Annotated in this window: 18 protein-coding genes and 1 tRNA gene; 11 read left to right on the top strand and 8 right to left on the bottom strand. The window is 73.9% G+C overall.

Annotation, left to right across the window (positions count from 1 at the left end; all coding sequences use genetic code 11):
* Window positions 1-72: 72 nt before the first annotated feature.
* Window positions 73-153, top strand: a tRNA-Arg gene (locus IE178_RS01515).
* Window positions 154-213: 60 nt separating this feature from the next.
* Here the strand turns inward: IE178_RS01515 and IE178_RS01510 are convergent.
* Window positions 214-615 (bottom strand): hypothetical protein, encoded by a 402-nt coding sequence (locus IE178_RS01510; RefSeq protein ID WP_193511007.1) that lies wholly within the window; start codon window positions 613-615, stop codon window positions 214-216.
* A 664-nt stretch (window positions 616-1,279) separates the two neighbouring features.
* On the opposite strand from IE178_RS01510, the gene IE178_RS01505 reads away from it, so the two are divergent.
* Window positions 1,280-2,236 carry an alpha/beta fold hydrolase gene (locus IE178_RS01505; protein ID WP_318279777.1) on the top strand — a complete coding sequence of 319 codons (957 nt, stop codon included), beginning with the start codon at window positions 1,280-1,282 and terminating at the stop codon, window positions 2,234-2,236.
* Window positions 2,237-2,531: 295 nt separating this feature from the next.
* Here the strand turns inward: IE178_RS01505 and IE178_RS01500 are convergent, their stop codons facing one another.
* The 6 genes from IE178_RS01500 to IE178_RS01475 form a co-directional block, all read right to left on the bottom strand.
* Window positions 2,532-2,786, bottom strand: a complete 255-nt coding sequence (locus tag IE178_RS01500; RefSeq protein WP_193511005.1) for a hypothetical protein — start codon at window positions 2,784-2,786, stop codon at window positions 2,532-2,534.
* A 178-nt stretch (window positions 2,787-2,964) separates the two neighbouring features.
* Entirely contained in the window at window positions 2,965-3,258 is a 294-nt protein-coding gene (locus IE178_RS01495) for a hypothetical protein (RefSeq protein ID WP_193511004.1), read from the bottom strand.
* A gap of 197 nt (window positions 3,259-3,455) precedes the next feature.
* Window positions 3,456-4,322 (bottom strand): tyrosinase family protein, encoded by an 867-nt coding sequence (locus IE178_RS01490; RefSeq protein ID WP_193511003.1) that lies wholly within the window; start codon window positions 4,320-4,322, stop codon window positions 3,456-3,458.
* Window positions 4,306-4,791 (bottom strand): tyrosinase family oxidase copper chaperone, encoded by a 486-nt coding sequence (locus IE178_RS01485; protein ID WP_193511002.1) that lies wholly within the window; start codon window positions 4,789-4,791, stop codon window positions 4,306-4,308. Before IE178_RS01485 ends, IE178_RS01490 begins: the two co-directional genes overlap by 17 nt.
* Before the next feature lie 150 nt (window positions 4,792-4,941).
* Window positions 4,942-5,223, bottom strand: a complete 282-nt coding sequence (locus IE178_RS01480) for a hypothetical protein (protein ID WP_318279775.1) — start codon at window positions 5,221-5,223, stop codon at window positions 4,942-4,944.
* Between the two features lie 158 nt (window positions 5,224-5,381).
* Entirely contained in the window at window positions 5,382-6,107 is a 726-nt protein-coding gene (locus IE178_RS01475; RefSeq protein ID WP_193511000.1) for a hypothetical protein, read from the bottom strand.
* A gap of 341 nt (window positions 6,108-6,448) precedes the next feature.
* Here IE178_RS01475 and IE178_RS01470 point away from each other — a divergent pair, with 341 nt between their 5' ends.
* Genes IE178_RS01470 through IE178_RS01435 form a run of 8 tightly spaced genes read left to right on the top strand, consistent with a single transcriptional unit; the run spans window position 6,449 to window position 16,205 of the window.
* Window positions 6,449-7,543 carry a DUF3344 domain-containing protein gene (locus tag IE178_RS01470; protein ID WP_193510999.1) on the top strand — a complete coding sequence of 365 codons (1,095 nt, stop codon included), beginning with the start codon at window positions 6,449-6,451 and terminating at the stop codon, window positions 7,541-7,543.
* 44 nt (window positions 7,544-7,587) lie between these two features.
* Window positions 7,588-8,832, top strand: coding sequence for a glycosyltransferase (locus tag IE178_RS01465; RefSeq protein ID WP_193510998.1), 1,245 nt, complete (start codon window positions 7,588-7,590; stop codon window positions 8,830-8,832).
* Window positions 8,829-10,265 carry an exopolysaccharide biosynthesis polyprenyl glycosylphosphotransferase gene (locus IE178_RS01460; protein WP_193510997.1) on the top strand — a complete coding sequence of 479 codons (1,437 nt, stop codon included), beginning with the start codon at window positions 8,829-8,831 and terminating at the stop codon, window positions 10,263-10,265. Before IE178_RS01465 ends, IE178_RS01460 begins: the two co-directional genes overlap by 4 nt.
* Before the next feature lie 6 nt (window positions 10,266-10,271).
* Window positions 10,272-11,624 carry an O-antigen ligase family protein gene (locus tag IE178_RS01455; protein WP_184760541.1) on the top strand — a complete coding sequence of 451 codons (1,353 nt, stop codon included), beginning with the start codon at window positions 10,272-10,274 and terminating at the stop codon, window positions 11,622-11,624.
* Window positions 11,621-13,654, top strand: a complete 2,034-nt coding sequence (gene murJ / locus IE178_RS01450; protein ID WP_318279774.1) for a murein biosynthesis integral membrane protein MurJ — start codon at window positions 11,621-11,623, stop codon at window positions 13,652-13,654. Before IE178_RS01455 ends, murJ begins: the two co-directional genes overlap by 4 nt.
* Complete coding sequence (locus tag IE178_RS01445) at window positions 13,638-14,402, top strand: polysaccharide deacetylase family protein (protein ID WP_184760540.1); 765 nt, start codon at window positions 13,638-13,640, stop codon at window positions 14,400-14,402. The genes murJ and IE178_RS01445 overlap by 17 nt, the downstream gene beginning before the upstream one ends.
* A gap of 1 nt (window position 14,403) precedes the next feature.
* The gene (locus tag IE178_RS01440; protein ID WP_184760539.1) at window positions 14,404-15,558 is read left to right on the top strand and encodes a glycosyltransferase; all 1,155 of its coding nucleotides are present in this window, start codon (window positions 14,404-14,406) and stop codon (window positions 15,556-15,558) included.
* Window positions 15,555-16,205: a YveK family protein gene (locus IE178_RS01435; RefSeq protein ID WP_184760538.1), complete on the top strand. Its 651-nt coding sequence runs from the start codon at window positions 15,555-15,557 to the stop codon at window positions 16,203-16,205. The genes IE178_RS01440 and IE178_RS01435 overlap by 4 nt, the downstream gene beginning before the upstream one ends.
* 38 nt (window positions 16,206-16,243) lie before the next feature.
* Here the strand turns inward: IE178_RS01435 and IE178_RS01430 are convergent, their stop codons facing one another.
* Window positions 16,244-17,578 carry a glycoside hydrolase family 26 protein gene (locus tag IE178_RS01430; RefSeq protein WP_193510996.1) on the bottom strand — a complete coding sequence of 445 codons (1,335 nt, stop codon included), beginning with the start codon at window positions 17,576-17,578 and terminating at the stop codon, window positions 16,244-16,246.
* Between the two features lie 170 nt (window positions 17,579-17,748).
* Between IE178_RS01430 and IE178_RS01425 the strand changes: the two genes are divergently transcribed.
* Window positions 17,749-19,005: a carboxylate--amine ligase gene (locus tag IE178_RS01425; RefSeq protein ID WP_184760536.1), complete on the top strand. Its 1,257-nt coding sequence runs from the start codon at window positions 17,749-17,751 to the stop codon at window positions 19,003-19,005.
* Window positions 19,006-19,007: the final 2 nt, after the last annotated feature.

The following is a 19,007-nucleotide window of genomic DNA, read 5'->3' as shown; positions in this document are numbered from 1 at the left end:
GCGTCGCACGCCCTCCCTGCCGAATGCGTGTCGAAGCCGCCGCGCCTCCGCGCTCGTCGCCCGAAGAGTTCCGCGTCAGAAGGCATGCACCGGTGATCTCACCAAGCGCCTTCTGAGCGCTTGGCCGCAGGTTCGAGTCCTGCCGGGGCGCCACACGGTCCGAGCTGCGTTCACGCGGCTCGGACGCGCTGCGCCGCAGCCCCTCCTTCTCGGTCAGGCCGTGATGCGCGGTGATCCCGCCTCGAGGGTTCCGTCGTCGCCCGGGGTCCATGTGGTGACGGCCTTGCCCGAAGGGCAGCAGGTGGGATCGTTCTTCCGATGCCAGCTCTCGTGGGCGGTGACCCGGCCGGAGTCCAGCTCGATCCCGTCGAACGCGCTGGCGTGCCCGCCCAGGTACTGCTGAGGAGTGATGGTGCCCACGAGCCGCAGCTCGTGCTCCTCACTGGTGAACACCAGGTAGGCCCAGGCGAGTCGGCCGCCCGCCGTCTCGCCACCGGTGTCGCAGCCCACCAGCAGCGCCGCCTCGACCCGGGAGTCCCCGAGGACGTTCCCGTAGACGACGTCCTCGGGGCGGTGCTCGGCATGGGCCGTGCCCCAGGTGCCGGACCGCGCCATGGCCTCACCGGAGGTGAAGGTGATGCGGCCCGGAACATCGCAGAAGTCGCCCGGTACCGCGGTGCGCTCCCAGTCCAGGTCGCGCAGGTCCTCCGGAGCGCTGCCCAGCCCGGCGGCGCGCTCCCCCTCCCCCGGCGAACGGCGACTCCGTCCACGAACTGATCCTGGACATCCTCAACTTCGAGCTCGCGCCCTTCCTCGCCACCTGGCATCCACGGCTGCGCGCCTTCGAGGAGGCACACCCCGGCGAAGACGAGTCGGCCTGGTCCGAGAACGCGGAGTTCCGGCGGGCCCTGCGTGAACTCCAGGCCGGTCTGCGGCCGTACATCATCGGCCTGGGCGAGATCGCGGGCATCCGCGACCCCGAACGTCATCTGCGCAGATCCGCGTGGCACGCCGCGCACCACGCGAGCGGCATCCCCGGGCAGGACCCGGCGCGCCGTCCCACCACCGCGTGACCGCCCCCCCGAGCTCGCTGACGACGGCGGTGGTCCCTCACCGAGGGAGGCGACGTCCTGTTCCGGGACACGCGGCCAGTACCCGAATCAAACACTCCAGCCAGGATCGCCCACAATGGAGTGATTACGCCTGAATGGCCTGATTCCTGGTAATCATGGAGCGGTTCGCCGTCTTTCCGTCGTTCCGCCGCTTCCCGGAGCCGCTCATGCGCACTGCCGTCATCGCCACCCAGGACCCGCCCGCCGCCGGATGCTCCGGGCCCGTTCCACCAGCGACGGGACAGGTGGAGGAGCGAGGGCTCGTCTTCGAGGGCTTCGCGTACGAGTGCCGCATCGTCCATCAGCCCGCGCCGCTGACCGCGCCGCTGGTGCTGCTCGGGGGCTCGTCCCAGAACAGGTACTCGTGGCAGGGCCACGAGAAGTACCTGTCACCGCTCGCCACGCTGGTCACCGTCGATCTCCCCGGTTACGGTACCGCCGACTTCCTGCCCGCCCGGTACGGCATCGATTTCCTCGCCGCCGCGGTCAGGCACATGCTGGTCGAGATCGGGATGCCGCGCGTGAACCTCTTCGGCGGCTGCTTCGGTGAGGTGGTCGGGCTGCGTTTCGCGCAGCTCCACCCCGAGTTCGTCGCCCGCATCGTGTTCTGCGGTGCGGCCAAGCGCTTTCCCGAGCTCTACACCCATGCCGTCCCCCGCCTGACGCGCGCGATCGAGCGCGGCGAGATCGAGGAGGCCGCCGGCGGGCTGGTGCGGCTGTTCATGTCGAACCCGGGCGCCGGCCAGGTCCGCCGGCACGCGGCCGTGGCCCGCCTGCTCCACCGGCAGTTCCTGAACCAGACGCCGGACGAGCTGGAGAAGGCCGTCGAGCACAACACGAGGCTGCTGACGCACGGCTGCTACGAGACCCTGCCCGTCCCCGACGTGCCGTCCCTGGTGTTCACCGGGGAGTACGACACCCTGTGCACCCCCGAGATGGGCCGGGAGCTCGCCGCGGCGATGCCCGCGGCACGGTTCACGACCGTCAGGGAGGCGGACCATCTCGTCACCGTCGAGCGCAGGGAGGAGTCCTCGGACCTGATCGGCCGGTTCTTCACCGATCGCCCGATCGACGGCCTGCCGTACTGCAACGCCGTCGAGTCGCCGGCGTCTTCGGCCGGGTGACACGGAGGCGCCGACGTGCGGCGCCGAGTCGAGTGCGCGGTTGCCGCCGGTGTTCGGGCCGGCGGCATGCCTGTGCCCGCGTGACGGACGCCGCGCCGGTGGTGCCCGAGATCTCGCTCGGCCCGGGCCCCCTCGTCCGCGACCCTGTCGCCCGAACGTCGGATGGCCGGACCCATTCACTGGGTCCGGCCATCCGACGTTCGGGCGGCCACTGCTCATGGCGCTGTGGCGAAGGCCCCACGCAGCTCAGCGGCGGTCACGGCTGCTTCGGGGAGCGTCATCACCCCTGAACGCGTCAGGGGTAGCGAACGGAGCAGTCGACGGCGTTACCGCTGCCCTCGGTCTCGCAGCCTTCTCGCGTGACCACGACATGGACGCGCTTGCCGTCCTTGGTGGTGTACCGCGACTCGCTCTGCGTACAGCGACTGTCACTGGCCTGCCCGTCGCAGGCGGCGGTCTTGCCCTCGTGAGCCTGGGCGGTACCAAGCCCCATCAGAACGGAGCCCCCCAGGAGTCCCGCCACTACTGCGGCCTTCTTCAGATTCTGCATCGGGTTTTATCCTTTTTGCGGTGAATCCCCCCAGGCGCCGTACGTCTCGAAGCCATGCGACCCCTGCACGGATGCCCCGGAAAGGTGGCACGAAGTCAACGCTCGGGCTGGTAAGGAATGTCAGGGAGAGGCCCCGGGGCTCACGCCCCGGGACCTGCCCTCAGTCGTCTGTCCGGCGTCAGCCCGTGAAGGCCTTCAGCGAGCAGTCGACCATGTTGCCGGACTGCGGAAGCTCCTGGCTGCCGTTCCTCGCCTCGTCACCGAAGGTGAGGATGCCGTTGCCGAGGAGGCCGTTCGCGACGCCGACGTTGCTCAGGACGCTGATGTTGTCGCCGCTCGTGGTCTCGCAGCCGCCGTGCCCGACCTCGAACTTGACGTCCGGCTTGTCGTTGGCAACCGCGGTGCCGGCGCCGAGGGCGCCAACCGAGCCGAGCATGGCCACAACGAGAGCGGCCTTCTGGATCTTGCGCATTACCTCTCCGTTTCTTGCAATGGACACAACCCGTAATGGGTCGGTCACTGACAGTCGTCAGTCTAGGTGACGCGTGACGCTTTTGTCGGCCCGAAACGCCCATCTATGTAAATTTCCCGAGAATCGGCATGCTGTGGTGCGGCTGTGCACGAATCGGAAGACACGGCGCCCCGCGTGTCGCATCAACCCGCGCCGCCTCACGCGTACCGGTAGATCCGGCCGGCGTCCTCCAGCTCGTGCGGGGTCACGTCCCACGGGGGCAGCCGCTCGTGCCGGGCCACGATCCGGCCGTGCTGCGCGTCGCCGGGGCCCGGCGGGGTGGCGGGCAGGTAGCGGGCCCCGCGGTGCCGCTGCTGCCAGCGGTACCACTGCAGGTCGACGAAGGCGTGGTGCAGCCAGAAGACGGGGTCGTTGACGGAGGTGGCGGACAGCATGGTCCCGCCGACCCAGCGGTGCACCCGGTTGTGGTTGCGCCACGAAACGCTGCCCCGCCCGGTGCCCCAGCCCTCCAGCCGGTTGCGGAACCCGCGTGTCACCGTCGAGTCCCAGGGCGACACGTCGTAGGCGGACTCCGTGAGGGCCCACTCCAGGTCGGACTTCGCGGGCAGGCCGATCGGGGCGCTCCGGCGGCCGAGGTCCCGGGTGAGGAACTCCTCCTCGGTCACCCCCACCGTGATGGTCCAGTTTCCCTCACGGTGGGCGAACGGGCCCGTCGTCACCTGGAGGTCGGAGCGGCGGCCGTTGCCCCCGAGGAGGTCCTGCGTCCACGGGGCGGAGGTGGTCGTGCGGTCACGGGTCCAGTCCCAGTACGGCAGGGTCACCGACTCGTCCACCCGTCGCAGGGCCTCCTCCAGATCGAGCAGGAACCGGCGGTGCCAGGGCAGGAAGGAGGGCGCCATGTGCGCGGTGCGCAGTCCGCGTTCGCCGTCGGAGGAGTAGTACGCGAGGTGCGTCCGCACGAACTCGTCGTATTCGCCGCGCCGTTTGACCTCGAGCAACGCGTTGACGAACCGGCGCTTCTCGGTGGCCGTGAGCGTGGCGGCGTCCTTACGCACGTACGCCATGACGGTCCTCCCGGTGCGCGTGTGCCGCGCCGTCCGCCCGCAGCCGCCGGCCGGGGACGAGGGCGTCGACGGCCGCGCGGGCGGCGTCGAGCGGTGTGGGGTAGGAGCAGTAGTGGTCGACCATGCTCAGCCAGGTGCCGTCGGCGCGGCGCATCAGGTGCAGCGGGCGGCCGTCCACGGTGACGTGCCACCGGCCGTCCTCGCCGTGGCCGCTCGCGGGCATCCACACGCCTCGGATGCGGCGGCCCCGGTGGGTCTGCGCGAAGGCCGTGCCGCCGGGGGCGCCGGGTCCGGATCGGGGGCGCGGGGCCCGGAAGGCGGCGATCGCCGGGATCAGGGCGGCGGTGAGCGCGCAGGCGCGCAGCCCGCGCGCGAGATCCCGCCGGGTCCTGCCCGCCGGCCCGGGCGGCGCCGGGTCCGGTGTCGATTCCTCGGCACCCACCGGTGCCCCGCTGATGTTGACGACCATGCTGCACTCCTCGTCCGTACGGTTGTCCGTAGAGCGGTAACCGGGGAAGGCCGCGTGCGGTCACCATGACGCGCCGGGAGCGGGGCCGTGGACACACAAAAGGACGGCCCCCGGGTTTTGACCGGAGGCCGTTCGGGGGTGGGGCGTTCGTCAGCCCTGGCGGGTCGGCGCGTCGCCCGCCGGCTCGGCGTTCTGCAGCGAGGCGGCGGCGTCCTTCACCGTGTTGAGCAACGAGTCCTCGCTCTCGGTGTCGAGCACATCGGTCGGCTTCTGCAGCGGCGTGTCGAGGACGGTCACGTCCTTGAGCGGGATCACCCTGCCCTCGGCGGCGGGCAGCGGGTCGCCGGCGCCGCTGGCGAACGCGGGGGCGGCGACACCGGCGGCGATCAGTGACCCGGCGAGGACGGCGGCGGCCTTCAGGGACCTCATCATGTTCCTTTCTTCGGCAACACGGGTCGCCGGAGGGGAAATCTGTCGCCGTGCCCAACGATCCGTCACCGGGGCGGAAACCGGAGTCACCGAGACGGACGAGTCCTCGTACGAGTGCGGGGTACGACCGGGCCCCGTGGGAGAGGAGCGGTGCCCTCGGCTCACGAGGCCGGCAGCAGCACCGGGGTCAGCGACGTGAGCGCGGGGAGTGTGACGACCGGGAGCAGGGACCCCTGTGCCGACGGCGCCGTACCGGCGGGCGCCGGCAGGATCGACACCTGGGGTTCGTCGCCGACCAGCACACCGACGAGGTCGTCCACCCGGGTCAACAGGTCGTCGACCGACCAAGGGACCTGGTCGGCGTCCTCGGCGTCGTCGGAGAGGAGCAGATCCACGAGGCTGTCGACGGCCTCCCCCGCGGCGTCCAGCGCGTCGCTCGTGGGATCGGCCGCGGTGTCGGGCAGCAGCGTGTCCACGGCGGGGTCCGGTGCCGCCGGCGTGTCCGCAGCCGTCGGCGTGTCCGTGGTGGCCGGCGTGTCGGGTGCCGCCGGCGTGTCCGTGGTCGCCGGCGGGTCCGTGTCCGCCGGGGCCTGTGCGGCCACCTTCTCCAGGGCGTCCTTCGCGGCCTCGCCCAGTCTGCCGGCCTCGGCGGGGGACAGGTGACCGTCGTCCGCCTCGAGCGCGGCCTCCAGCAGGTCGACGACCGGGGCGAGTTCGTCCTCGTGGGCGTCGAGGTTCCTGACCTGCACGAGCAGTGCGTCGGAGGACGTCGCACGGTGCTGCCCGGGGGCCGGGTCGGCCGCCATGGCGGTGGGGCCGGTGACGCCGGCCAGGAAGGCGGCGCACAGGGCGCCGAGTGCGACGCGCCGTGCAGGCAGAGCACGCATGGGTGTTCCTTTCGGTGTATGTCGGATCCTGACCCCACCGTGGAAGCGCCCCCGGCTCCCCGCAACCCGGCATGCGCCGTTCGCGAACCTCGCTCACCCCGCTGCCCCGTCGTACCTGATGGGGCGGTGCCCCGTGACCGTGGCGCCCCGGTTTTCGTCCGGTGGCACGACGCCGTACGGCTTCACGATTTCAACACACTTGACACCATTCACTGAATTTCAGTGAATTTGTCCGTTTGGTGACTAGAGTTGCGAGCCTCCGAAGCACCCTCACGGGCGGACGCATCGCACTCATCCCCGCTGCCTGGCGCCGCCACCTGTTCCGAAAGGCTCCGACGGTCATGCGTCAATCCCTGGGTCAGCTGCTTCGCCATGCCACGGTGGGCGCCCTCGCCCTCACCGCGGTGTGGGCGCCCTGCGGCTCCGCGGCCGCCGCGCCGGTCGCGCCGGCCGCACCCGCTCCGGAGGCCGACGGCCTCGCCTTCGCCCAGCGGTACCGGGCGGTCCAGCACGGCGGCATCGTGCGCGCGGCCAACGCCTCCGCCACCTGCCGCACCGCCCAGTCCTCCTGCCGGGACGCACAGACCGGCGGGCCCGGGGTGAACGGCGACTTCGACATGGGCTACATCGATGTCGACGAGGACCCCAACACGTACAACTCCTCCCGCGCGGAGGTCCGTCTGCCCGCCGGCGCCCGAGTGACGTACGCGCGCCTGTACTGGGGCGGGAACCTGCGCGTGGGCGAGCAGAAGCCGTCGGAGGACAACGGGCGGGTGCTGATCGCCGAACCGGGCGGCGCCTACAAGGAACTGGTCGCGGACACCGTGGTGGGACACCGTGTGGCGGACGGCGCGGACGCCTTCCAGGCCTCGGCGGACGTGACGCGCCTGGTACGCGACAGCGAGCCGGGCCTGTACACGGTGGCCCAGGTCAACGTGGCCGGCGGCAGATCGGCGGCCGGGGGCTGGGGCGGCTGGACGCTGGTGGTGGCGTACGAGAACCCGGCGGAGCCGCTGCGCCACCTCGCGCTCTGGGACGGCTTCATGCCGCTGGCGGCGCGTACGGGCGCGGGCATGCCGCTGCGCGACCTGCCGTTCGCCGCGGGCGCCGGGGGCCGGGTGGGTCTGGTGGCGTACAACGGCGACCGCGGCACCACGGGCGACTCGCTCGTCCTCACCGCCGACGGGTCCCCCTCCACCGCGTTCACCGACCGGGCCAACCCCTTCGACGACGTCCTGAACTCCACCATCGCCGGTCCCGGGGACGCCCCGGGGCGGGTGCCGGCGTACGCCAACACCCTCGGCTACGACTCCGACGTGTTCGACCTCGAAGGGGGCCTGCCGCACGCCGGTGACCAGGTCGCCCTCCGGCTCTCGTCCCAGCGGGACGCGGCGTGGGCGGGCGTGCTCTTCGCCGCCGTCGACGCCCGGCAGTGAACGCCTCCCATCCCGTCCCCAGCAACTGTGTGAGCGAGGAAACCGTGCCCACGGACCTGTCATCGCCCGAACGCCGGCCGCGGGTCCTGCACCTCACCCAGCCGGTGGACGGAGGGGTCGCGCGGGTCGTGACGGACCTGGTCGGGGCCCAGCTGGCGGACGGCCTGGACGTCACCGCGATCTGCCCCGACAGCGCGCTCACCACCCAGCTCCGTTCGCTCGGCGCGCAGGTACGGCACTGGCGGGCGACCCGTTCGCCGGGTGCGTCGCTCGTGCGCGAGGTACGGCAGCTGGCCCGCCTCATCGACGAGGTGCGCCCCGATCTGGTGCACGCGCACAGCGCGAAGGCCGGGCTCGCCGGGCGGCTCGCGGTGCGCGGGCGCATCCCCACCGTGTTCCAGCCGCACGCCTGGTCGTTCGAGGCGGTGGGCGGCGGCACCGCGGCCCTCGCGCTGCGGTGGGAGCGGTGGGCGGCACGCTGGGCCGCGCGCGTGGTGTGCGTGAGCGAGGCGGAGCGCGCCACCGGTGTGCACGCCGGGATCACCGGCCGGTGGACCGTCATCCCCAACGGCATCGACCCCGAACGCTTCCGCCCCGCCCCCGCCGACGCCGTACGGGCCGGGCTCGCGCCGCTGGCCGGTCTGCGCGCGGAGTCACCGCTCGCCGTCTGTGTGGGCCGCCTGTGCCGGCAGAAGGGGCAGGACGTCCTGCTGCGGGCCTGGCACACCGTGGTCCGCACGGTGCCCGACGCCCGGCTCGTGCTGGTCGGCGACGGGCCGGACCGTGACCGGCTGCGCGCCGCCGCCCCGGCGTCCGTGCTGTTCGTGGGATCCGTCGCGGACGCCTCCCACTGGTACCAGGCCGCCGATCTCGTCGTCCTGCCGTCCCGCTGGGAAGGCATGGCGCTGGCCCCGCTGGAGGCGATGGCCTGCGGCCGGCCCGTGGTCGTCACGGACGTCGACGGCGCCCGCGAGAGCCTGCCGCCCGATTTCGCCCCCCGGTGTCTGGTGCCGCCGGAGAACCCGGAGGCACTGGCCGCGGCGGTCGGCGCGCTGCTGCTCGACCAGCCGCTGCGTGCGTCCCTCGGCGACCGGGGCCGCCGGCATGTGCTGGCCCTCCACGACGTACGGCACACCGCGCGGGCGGTCGCCGACCTCTACCGCGATCTGCTCGGCACCCGTCCCGACACGACGAGAACGTGCCCGCACCGGGCGGTCGGGGGCGCCGGGGCCGACCGGACGACACAGCGCGTCGAGCCCTCCGAGTACAGGGAGTCCATCCACTCGTGACCGCCGAACGTACAGTGCCCTCCCCCGGCGTACCGCCACGGGACCGGGACCACGGTTTCTCACCCGTCTCCGTCATGCCGCCGCGCGGCGCCGACACCGGCCCCCGGCTGCCCGCCGCACGGCCCCGGCCGGCCTCGCCGGTACCACTGCTCGTCGCGGACGCCACCGCCGCCGTCGCCGTCGCGTCGGCCGTCCCGGTGCTCGCCGGTGCCCGGCTCCACCCACTCCTGATCGCCCTGCTGATCGGGGCGTCCCTGCTGTCGCGCCCGCGCGACCCCCGGTCGCCGGTCCCGGGGCTGCTGGAGGAACTGCCCGCCGTGTGCGGTCGAATCGCGGTGGCCTGGCTGGCGACCGCGGCGCTGTGGGCGGCGCTCCGGCCGCAGGACGCGCTGTCCGCCGGCACCGTGCTGACCGGGCTCGCCGTGCAGGCGGCGGCGGGCTGTGCGCTGCGCGCCGCCGTGCACGGGCGGCGGCGCGCCGCGCTGCTGCGCCACCCGCACGCCGCGCTCGTCGTCGGCCCGGTGGCGACCGCGCAGCGGGTGGCCGCAGCCGTGCTGCGCCACCCTCGGTGCGGGGTACGGCCGGTGGGCGTCGTCGCCGACGGGCCGGACGGCGGCGACGCCGTCCCCGTGCTGCGCACGGACGAGGAGGTCGACCGCGCGGTCATCCAGAACGGGGTGCGGGCGGTGCTCGCCGTCCACCCCTCGGCGCGCACCGAACACGGGCCGCTGCTGCGGGCGCTGGCCGAGTCCGGCTGCGTGGTCTGGGAGGTCGACGCCGACTCCGCGCCGTACCCGGCGCGGGAACGGCTGGCCGGCTTCTCCTGCCGGCGGCTGGACTTCGCCCCCGTGCTCGAGGGCGGCATCGGCAAGCGGCTGCTCGACATCCTGGTGTCGGGGACGCTGTTGCTGCTGGTCAGTCCGCTGCTGCTGGTGTGCGCGGTGACGCTGCGGATCAGTGACGGGCCGGGCGTGGTGTTCCGGCAGGAGCGCATCGGCAGGAACGGGAGGCCGTTCACCCTGCTGAAGTTCCGCACCCACCGCCCGGTCGACGAGCACGAGTCGGCGACCCGGTGGAGCGTGGCCAACGAGCACGAGATGCGCCGGTTCTGCCGCATGCTGCGGCGCACCTCGCTCGACGAGCTGCTCCAGTTGTGGAACGTGCTCCGCGGCGACATGAGCCTGGTCGGCCCGCGGCCCGAACGGCCCTACTTCGTGACGCAGTTCAGCCAGACCTACCCCGGTTACGCGGCCCGGCACCGCATGCGCACCGGCATCACCGGCCTCGCCCAGGTCCACGGGCTGCGCGGGGACACCTCGATCGAGGACCGCTGCCGGTTCGACAACGCCTACATCGACGACTGGTCGCTGTGGCAGGACATCTGCATCCTGCTGCGCACCGCGGCCACGCTGGTCCGCCCGACGGGGAGCTGACGCCACGTGAGTCACGCCCTCCCCCTCGTACCGCTGCCGCGCCGGGCCGCCGCGCTGGTGCCGGTCCTGCCGCTGGTGGCGGTGCCCGTGCTGCTGGCCCTGCCGCCGACGGGGGACGGCGCGGGTCCGGCCGACGTGGTGTCCGCGCTGGTGGTGGGGTACTGCGTGGTCCGGCTGCTGCGCGAGCGGCGGCGCCCGTTGTCCCCGCTCGCCGCCGTGGTGCTGGGGCTGCCGGTCGTGGGGCTCGCGCTCGCCGCCATGGGTGCGGCCTCACCGGAGGCGGGGCTCGTCGGTCTCTGCCGCTATCTGCAGGTCTTCGTGCTCGTCCCGGCCGCGGTCCTGGTGCTGCTGCGTCACCGGGCCGACTTCCGGGTGCTGGCCTGGTCGTTCGTGGGGCTCGCGCTGTGGCAGGGGGCGGTCGGCGTGCACCAGTACGTCACCGGGACCGGTGCCTCCTACCAGGGCGAGACCGTCCGGGCGGTCGGCACCTTCGGGGCGCAGGACGTGATGGGCATGGCGACGGCGGTGTCGCTGGGTCTGGTGTGCGCGGCCGGGATCGCGCTGGGCCGGGGGCCGGGGCGGCAGCGGGCGATCGCCGCCGGGTGCGCCCTGGTCCTGGTGCTTCCGCTGGCGCTCTCCTTCAGCCGGGGCGCCTGGATCGCGACCGCGGTGACGTGTGCCGTGCAGCTGGCGCTGGCGGGGCTGCGGCGCGCGCTGAAGGTGGGTGCGGCCCTGGCCGCCGCGGGCGTGGTCCTGGTGGGCGGCTTCGGGGTCGGTACGGCGATGCTGCAGGAGCGGATCGACAGCATCGCGGCGGTCGCCGACGCCCCGGACCAGTCCGTGGTCGACCGGTACACCCTGTGGGCGTCGGCCACCGGCATGTGGCGCGAACACCCGCTGACCGGCGTCGGCCTGAAGCGCTTTCCCGAGTACCGCGACGGCTACGCGACCCTGGCGCTGTCCTCGGGCAGCGACATCGAGGGCGCGGGCGAGACGTATCACAAGCAGGCGCTGCTGTCGCCGCACAGCATGTATCTGCTGGTGCTGAGCGAACAGGGTCTGATCGGGCTGCTCACACTCGCCGGGAGCTGGCTGGCGCTGCTGGTGTGCGCGGTGCGGGGACTGCTGCGGGTGCGCCGGCGCGGTCCGGGTTTCGACTGCGCGCTCGTCGCCTGCGGGCTGATGCTGTGGCAGCTGACCGACTTCGTGTACGGCGACATCGGCGGCCCCTCGACCGTACTGACCGGCATGGCCCTGGGTCTGGCGGCGTGGTGGCCGCTGACCCGCGGCGAGCGGGCGCGGGACGTCGCGGGACGGGACGGCGTGCCCGGACGGGTGACGGAGGACGTGGCGCGATGACGGTGGTGCCTTCCAGAATTCCCGGCCCCGAGACCGACGGACCCCGGACCGCCGGACCCCGGACCGCCGGGCCGCCGGCCGACGCACCGCGGGCCGACGCACCGCGGGCCGACGCACCGCGGGCCGGTGGACCCGGGGCCGCTGGATCGCAGACCCGCGAGCCCGGGACCGGCGGATCGCAGACCCGCGAGCCCGGCACCGCAGGATCGCAGACCCGCAAGCCCGGCACCGCAGGATCGCAGACCCGCAAGCCCGGCACCGCAGGATCGCAGACCCGCGAGCCCGGGACCGGCGGATCGCAGACCCGCGAGCCCGGCACCGCAGGATCGCAGACCCGCGAGCCCGGGACCGGCGGACTCACGGGCGACGGACCGGGACCCGGCACCCCCAGGGCAGAAGAGACCGCAACCGGCCCGTCGGCCGGGGACGGTGCCGGTCCGGGGTCGTCGTCCCGGCGGTTCCTCGCCCGGGCCGCGCTGGTCACGGCGGCGTTGTCCATCGCCGGGTCGCTCCTCGGGCTGGTGCGCGACCAGTCGTTGGCCCGGCTGTTCGGGGCCGGGAGCGACACGGACGCCTTCCTCGTCGCGTGGACCGTGCCGGAGATCGCCGCCACGCTGCTGATCGAGGACGGGCTGGCGATCGCGCTGATCCCGGCGTTCAGCATGGCGCTGGCCCGCCGCGCCCGGGGCGCCGCCGGCGACCCGGTCCGCGAGCTGGTCGTGGCGACCCTGCCGCGGCTGTGCCTGGCCTTCGCCGCGGTGGCCGCGCTGGTCGCCGCCGGGGCTCCGTACGTGGTCCGGGCCCTGGCGCCCGGCCTGCCCGACCCCCGTCTCGCCGTCGACTGCACCCGGCTCACCGCGATCAGCCTGCTGGCCTTCGGGCTCGCCGGGTACTGCAGCGCCGTCCTGCGGGCACACCGCCGGTTCTTCGCGCCGGGGGCGATCTACGTCGCCTACAACACCGGCATCATCGCGGCGATGTTCCTGCTGGGCGGGGAGTGGGGGGTGCGCTCGGCCGCGGTGGGGGTCGCGGTGGGCGGCTGTCTGATGGTGCTGGTGCAACTGCCGTCGTTGTGGCGGCAGCTGGCGTCGCGCGCACCGGCGCCCGCCGGGGCCGGGCCCGGGGTCGAGGAGCGGCCGGTACGGCTCGCCCTGATCGCCGCGGTGCTGCTGTTCGCGCTGTGCCGCCAGTCGCAGGTCCTCGTCGAACGCTTCCTGGCCTCCTCGCTGCCCGCCGGGGCCATCTCGCACCTGAACTACGCGCAGAAGGTCGCCCAGATCCCGATGACGCTGTCGCTGATGGTGTGCACCGTCACCTTCCCCGTGGTGGCGCGGGCGCTGGCGGACGGCGACACCGAGCGGGCCCGCGCGCGAGTCGAGCGGGATCTGGTGCTGGCCTCCTGTGTGGTGCTGCTGGGCATGTGCGCGGTGATCGCCTGCGCCCCGCAGATGATCGGACTGCTCTTCCAGCGGGGCGCGTTCACCGCGGGCGACACCGCCGCGACGGCCGGCGTCATGCGCGTGTACGCCCTCGGTCTGCTGGGCCAGACCCTGGTGGGTGCCCTGGTCCGCTGCTACTTCTCGGCGGGCCGCCCCAGCTGGTACCCCGTCGCCGTGATGGCGGCGGGCATCGTCGCGACGTCCCTGATCGGCGCCGTGACCGTGGGTCATTGGGGGGTGGCGGGGATCGCCGCCGCCAACGCCTTCGGCATCACCGTCACGGCCGCCCTGCTGCTGACCGGCCTGCGCGCCGCCCGCCGGGGTGACGCCCCCGGTGTCTCGGTCGGCGTCCGCAAGGTCCTGGCCGAGCTCAGCCGGCCCGTGCTCGCCTCGGTCCTCGCCATCGCCGCCGGGGTGTTCGCCGCGAGCCGGTTCCCGTCCCCGGTGGCGGGTCTCGCGGCCGGCTGCCTGGCCGTGACCGCCGTCTTCGTCCCGCTCGCCCTGTCCGTCCTCGGCGCCGGGGGCTCCCCATCCGCACCGCGCTCCCTGCGCGCCGTCACACGAAGGCTCACACATGGCCGCTTCCGTTGATTCCGTCGAGACCGGCAGACTCCCCGCGCCCCGTCCGGGGCCCGTCCCGTGGGTGGCGATGTACCACTCGGTGGGCGACTGCTCGGACGATCCGTACCGCATCACGGTCACGCCCGAGCGGCTCGCGCGGCAGCTGGCCTGGCTGCGCCGGCGCGGGCTGCGGGGCGTGTCCGTGGCCGAGCTGCTCGCCGCCCGCGCCCGCGGCGAGGGGCGGCGCCTGGTCGGCCTCACCTTCGACGACGGGTACACCGACTTCCTCACCGGCGCCCTGCCGCTGCTGCGCCGCTTCGGCTGCGGAGCCACCCTCTTCGTCCTGCCGGGACGGCTCGGCGGCGACAACGCCTGGGACCCGCTCGGCCCGCGCAAGCCGCTGCTGACCGCCGACGGCGTCCGGCGCGCCGCCGCCGAGGGCGTGGAGATCGGCTCGCACGGACTGACCCACGTCGACCTCACCCGCGCCGACGACGCCACCCTCACCGCCGAGGTCGCCGAAAGCCGCGCCCGGCTTGCCGAGTTGACCGGCTCTCCGGTCGACGGCTTCTGCTACCCGTACGGCACGGTCGACGCGCGCGCCGTCGAGGCCGTACGGAAGGCGGGTTACGGCTACGCCTGCGCCATCGACCCGGGTCCGCTGACCGGCCCGCACGCCCTGCCACGCGCGCACGTCGGCCAGAACGACACGGCGTGGCGCCTGCACCTCAAGCTCCGGCTGCACCGGCTGCGCCGGCGCCCGGTGGAGGGCGTGTGAGATGAGGGCACTGCACATCATCACCGGCCTCGGCGTCGGCGGGGCCGAACAGCAGCTGCGGCTGCTGCTGCGTCACCTGCCGGTCACCTGCGACGTGGTGACGCTCACCAATCCCGGCGCGGTCGCCGAGGGCCTCGGCGCCGACGGCGTCCGCGTCGTGCACCTGGACATGGGCGGCAACCGCGACCTGGCCGTCCTGCCCCGCCTGGTCCGGGTGATCCGGGCCGGCGGCTACGACCTGGTGCACACGCACCTGTACCGGGCCTGTGTCTACGGCCGTCTCGCCGCCCGGGTCGCCGGGGTCCGCGCGGTCGTCGCCACCGAACACTCCCTCGGCGACTCGCAGATGGAGGGCCGCAAGCTGACGGCGGGGGTGCGCGCCCTGTATCTGGCGAGCGAGCGGCTCGGCTCGGCGACGGTCGCCGTCTCCCCGACGGTGGCCGACCGGCTGAAGCGCTGGGGCGTGCCCGCGCCGCGCATCGAGGTCGTGCCCAACGGCATCGACCTGGACCGTTTCCGCTTCGACCCGGAGCGGCGGGAGCGCACCCGGCGGCGCCTCGGCCTGCCGGAGGGGGCGTTCGTCGTGGGCGGGGTCGGCCGGCTCACCCGGGGCAAGCGGTTCGACGTCCTGGTCCACGCGCTCGCCCTGCTTCCGCGGGACCACTGGCTGCTGCTGGTGGGCGGCGGCCCCGAGGAGCACCTGCTGCGCCGCACGGCTCACGAGGCCGGTGTCGCCGGGCGGGTCCTGTTCACCGGTGAACGTCCCTGCGTCCCCGACGGCTCCCCGGGCCCCGACCTGCCCTCGCTCACCTCGGCGATGGACCTGTTCGCCTCCCCGTCCGCGGAGGAGGCCTTCGGCCTGGCGGCCGTGGAGGCGCTGGCGTCGGGCCTGCCCGTGCTCTACGCCTCCTGCCCGGCGATCGAGGACCTGCCGTCGGCCGCCGGTGCCGACGCCCGGCGGGTGCGCGGCGGCCCCGAGGCGTACGCGCGGGCGATCGCCGAGGCCCGTGCGGCCGGCCCTCGCCCGCGCACGGCCGGCGAGGCCGCCCACCACTACAGCATCACCCGCAGCACGGCCCGCCTCATGGACGTGTACGCGGCAGCCGTCGCCGGCTCGTCATCGTCCCCCGCCTCTCAGGGAGCAAGCCCCTCATGACCGACACCCCGACCCGTCGGCTGCGTTCGAGCCTGGAGCGCGTCAAGAAGTTGCCGGCCTGGTCCGCGCTGGTGGCGGGCACGCTCGTCGGCGGTCTGCTCGGCGGCGCGTACGGCATGCTCACGCCCCCGGTGTACGCGGCCACCAGTTATGTCGTCGCCGTGCCGACCGAGAAGGCGACCCCGGAGGCGGCCCGCGGATTCGCGCAGGCGTACGGCCGGGTGGCCACGCAGCTCGCGGTGCTCGGTGACGCGCAGGTGTGGGCGGGCGTGCCGGTGCGGACGCTGCGGGACAGTGTGCGCACGGCGACCTCGCCGGACGCGCCGATGGTCTCCGTCACGGCCACGTCCTCCCGGCCGGAACTGGCCGTCGACATGGCGAACGCGGTCTCCCGCGCGCTGACCCGGCACGCGGAGGACACCAGGGGCAGCACGCAGGTGCGGCTCGTGCAGTTCTCCCGCGCGGTGAAGCCGGGCGAACCGGCGTCCGCGTCGTCGGTGGTGACCGTGCTGGTGGGGGCCGGCGCGGGCGGGCTGCTCGGCGGGCTGGCCCTGCTCGCGCGGCCTCGGCGGGCCGGCCGGGAGGACGACCCGGTGCCGGCCGCCTCGGTGCCCGGCCCGGCCACCGCCGCCGCCGTGCAGCGGTGACGGCGGTGACGGCGGTGAACCCGGCCGGGGCGGCGGCGCTAGCGCGTGCGCGACCACCAGTCGACGCGGAGGCAGAGCTTCCCGCCGAGCCAGTACTCCACCCACCGGCCCAGATCCAGCGGCGAGCAGCTCTCCGCAGGCAGCGGCGCGGTGGGCGTGGGCGCGGGCGTGACCGGTGCGGGAGTGGCGTCCGGGGTGGTTTCCGGGGTGGCCTCCGGGTCCGCGTCGTGGGTGCGGCCGAAGAGCACGGACCGGTAGACGCGGGAGGAGTCCGGGTTGTCCTCGCACTGCCACACCCCGTGCGGGCAGTAGTCGGTCACCGTGTTGTAGAGCGGCCGGTGTTCCTCCATCCACGCCAGCATGCGCCGCATGTACTCGGGATTGTCGCCGTTGCGGAACAGCCCCCACTCGGGGTAGGAGATCGGCTTCCCGTGGGCCTTCGCGAAATCGACGTGCGCCTGAAGACCGTACGGTTCCCTCACCTGCTCGTCGAACGACCGCCCGGACGGCTGGTCGTAGGAGTCCATGCCGACGATGTCGACCGTGTCGTCCCCCGGGTAGCACTCCGTCCAGGCAATGGCGTCCCGGCCGCGGCTCGGCGTGAAGTCGAACCGGAACTTCTGGCCCGGCACCGCACGCATCGTGGCGACGATCCGGTTCCAGTACTCCTTCCAGGACTCCGGGTCGGGGCCGCACCGGTGGGTGTACGTGGTGCCGTTCATCTCCCAGCCGAGCACCAGGACCGTGTCCGGCACCTTGAGCTCGACCAGCCGCTCGGCGAGGGCACGGAAGTGGTGGTCGAACTCCCCGGCCGCACCCCGCCGCAGCAGCTGGCGGACCTCGGGATCGGAGACGCCCTCCTCGTTGCGCTCCTGCATGGGGACGTTGAGGACGAGCATCCGGTCGTCCCGGGCGTTGCGCCAGTGCGCCCACGACTCCAGGAACCGGATGTCGCCCTCGATGTCGCTCCAGCGGTTGCCGGGCAGGTAGGTGTGGCCGACGCGCAGTTCGGCGCCGCCCAGCCAGCGGCTGAGCTGCTCCATGCGGGTCACGCCCCGGGCGTCGGAGGCGAGGAAGGCACCGAAGGCCGGAACCCCCCGGCCCGGCACCGGGACGGCCGGGGGCGTGACGACCGGGGCGGTGACCGACGGGGTGGGGACGGTCGGGGCGGTGACCGACGGGGTGTGGACGGTCGGGGCCGCGGGGACGGTGGGCGTGACCGCGGGCACCGTCGGGGCGGGCAGCGCGGGGCCGGCGTCGTCGGCTCGCACCGCCCCCGCCGCGGGACCGGCCGCCAGGGCGGCCGACACGGCGACCGCCACCGCTCCCACGGCCCTTCCCCGGGCCCGGACCCGCCTGTGCTGTGGGGCCATTGGCTGCTCCTCTTCTCGCTCTCGTCCGCCGTCTGCCTGAAGTCCACGCCCTTGACGAACAGTCATATGAAGTCACGCACAGGAAATCCGACGGTGCCAATGTCACTGCGGCTTTCGAGTGCCGGGCTCCCCCGTGCGGGTGAGCCGATGCCAGAAGAAGGTGAGAATGCGTGTCGCTGCTCGACACCCGTGTCCCCGCCGTACTGCTGCGGACCGACCGGAATCCCTTTCACCACGGAACGCTGGGGGCCGTGCGGTCGCTCGGCAGGGCGGGAGTGGAGGTGCATGTCGTCGCCGATTCCACCGGCAGCCCCGTCCAGCGCTCGCGGTACGTGCGCCGTATGCATCCCCCGCCGCGCCCGGGAGCGTCCGCGGACGAGATCCTCGCCGTGCTGCGCAACGTGGCCGCACGGGTCGGGCGTCCGGCCGTGCTGGTCCCGATGGACGACGCGACCGCGATCGCCGCGGGGCGCCTGCGCGACGACCTCGCGCCTTCCTACCTGCTGCCCGCGATGCCGCCCACGCTGCCCGAGCGCGTCGCCGACAAGGCCGAGCTGGCCGCCGTGTGCGCCTCCGCCGGCCTTCCGCACCCGAGGACGCTGATCCCGGACAGCGCGCAGGGGGCCGCCGACGACGCGCGACGGCTGGGCCTGCCCCTGGTGGCGAAGTGGAGCCGGCCCTGGCTGCTCCCGCCCGGCAGCGGACTGCGCAGCACCCGGCTGGTGCACTCCCCGCAGCAGGCCCGGGAGCTGTACCTGCGGACCGCGGAGGCGGGCAGTGCGCTGCTGCTCCAGGCGTATCTGCCGCCGGGAGCGGACCGGGACTGGTTCTTCCACGGCTACGCCGACCGCTCGGGCACCGTGCGCGCGGGCGGCCCGGGCCGCAAGCAGCTGGCCTGGCCGCGTGGCGCGGGACTGACCGCGGTGGGCCACTGGACCCCCAACTCCGAGGTGTGCGCGCTCGCCGAGCGCCTCACCGGCGAACTCGGCTACCGCGGCGTCTTCGACCTCGACTTCCGCCGCTGCGGCACGACGGGCCGCTACCACCTCCTCGACTTCAACCCCCGCCCCGGCGCCCAGTTCCGGCTCTTCGCGGACAGTGCGGGACTGGACGTCGTGCGCGCCCTGCACCTGGATCTGACCGGCCGTCCGCTGCCGGACGGGGATCCGGTGGCCGGGCGGTCGTTCGTGGTGGAGAACTACGCGCCGTTGGCCGCGCTGCGGACGGCGCCCGGCGGACGCGAACTGGCCTGGTACGCCCGGGACGACCGGGTCCCCGGCTGGGTGATGTGGGCCCTGTGGGCCCGCCATGTGTCCGGCCGGCTGCGGCAGCGGCTGGGCACGGCGGCTCGGCCGGTTCCGGCGCCGCGCCCGACCCCCGGGGCGGCCACGCCCCTGCTGACCGACAACGAGAAAGCGAGCAGCTGATG

It is taken from the genome of Streptomyces griseoloalbus (genome assembly GCA_014650015.1).
GTDB lineage: Bacteria > Actinomycetota > Actinomycetes > Streptomycetales > Streptomycetaceae > Streptomyces > Streptomyces griseoloalbus.
Note: the sequence above shows the minus strand (reverse complement) of the source record. Positions and strands in the feature narration are given on the sequence as shown.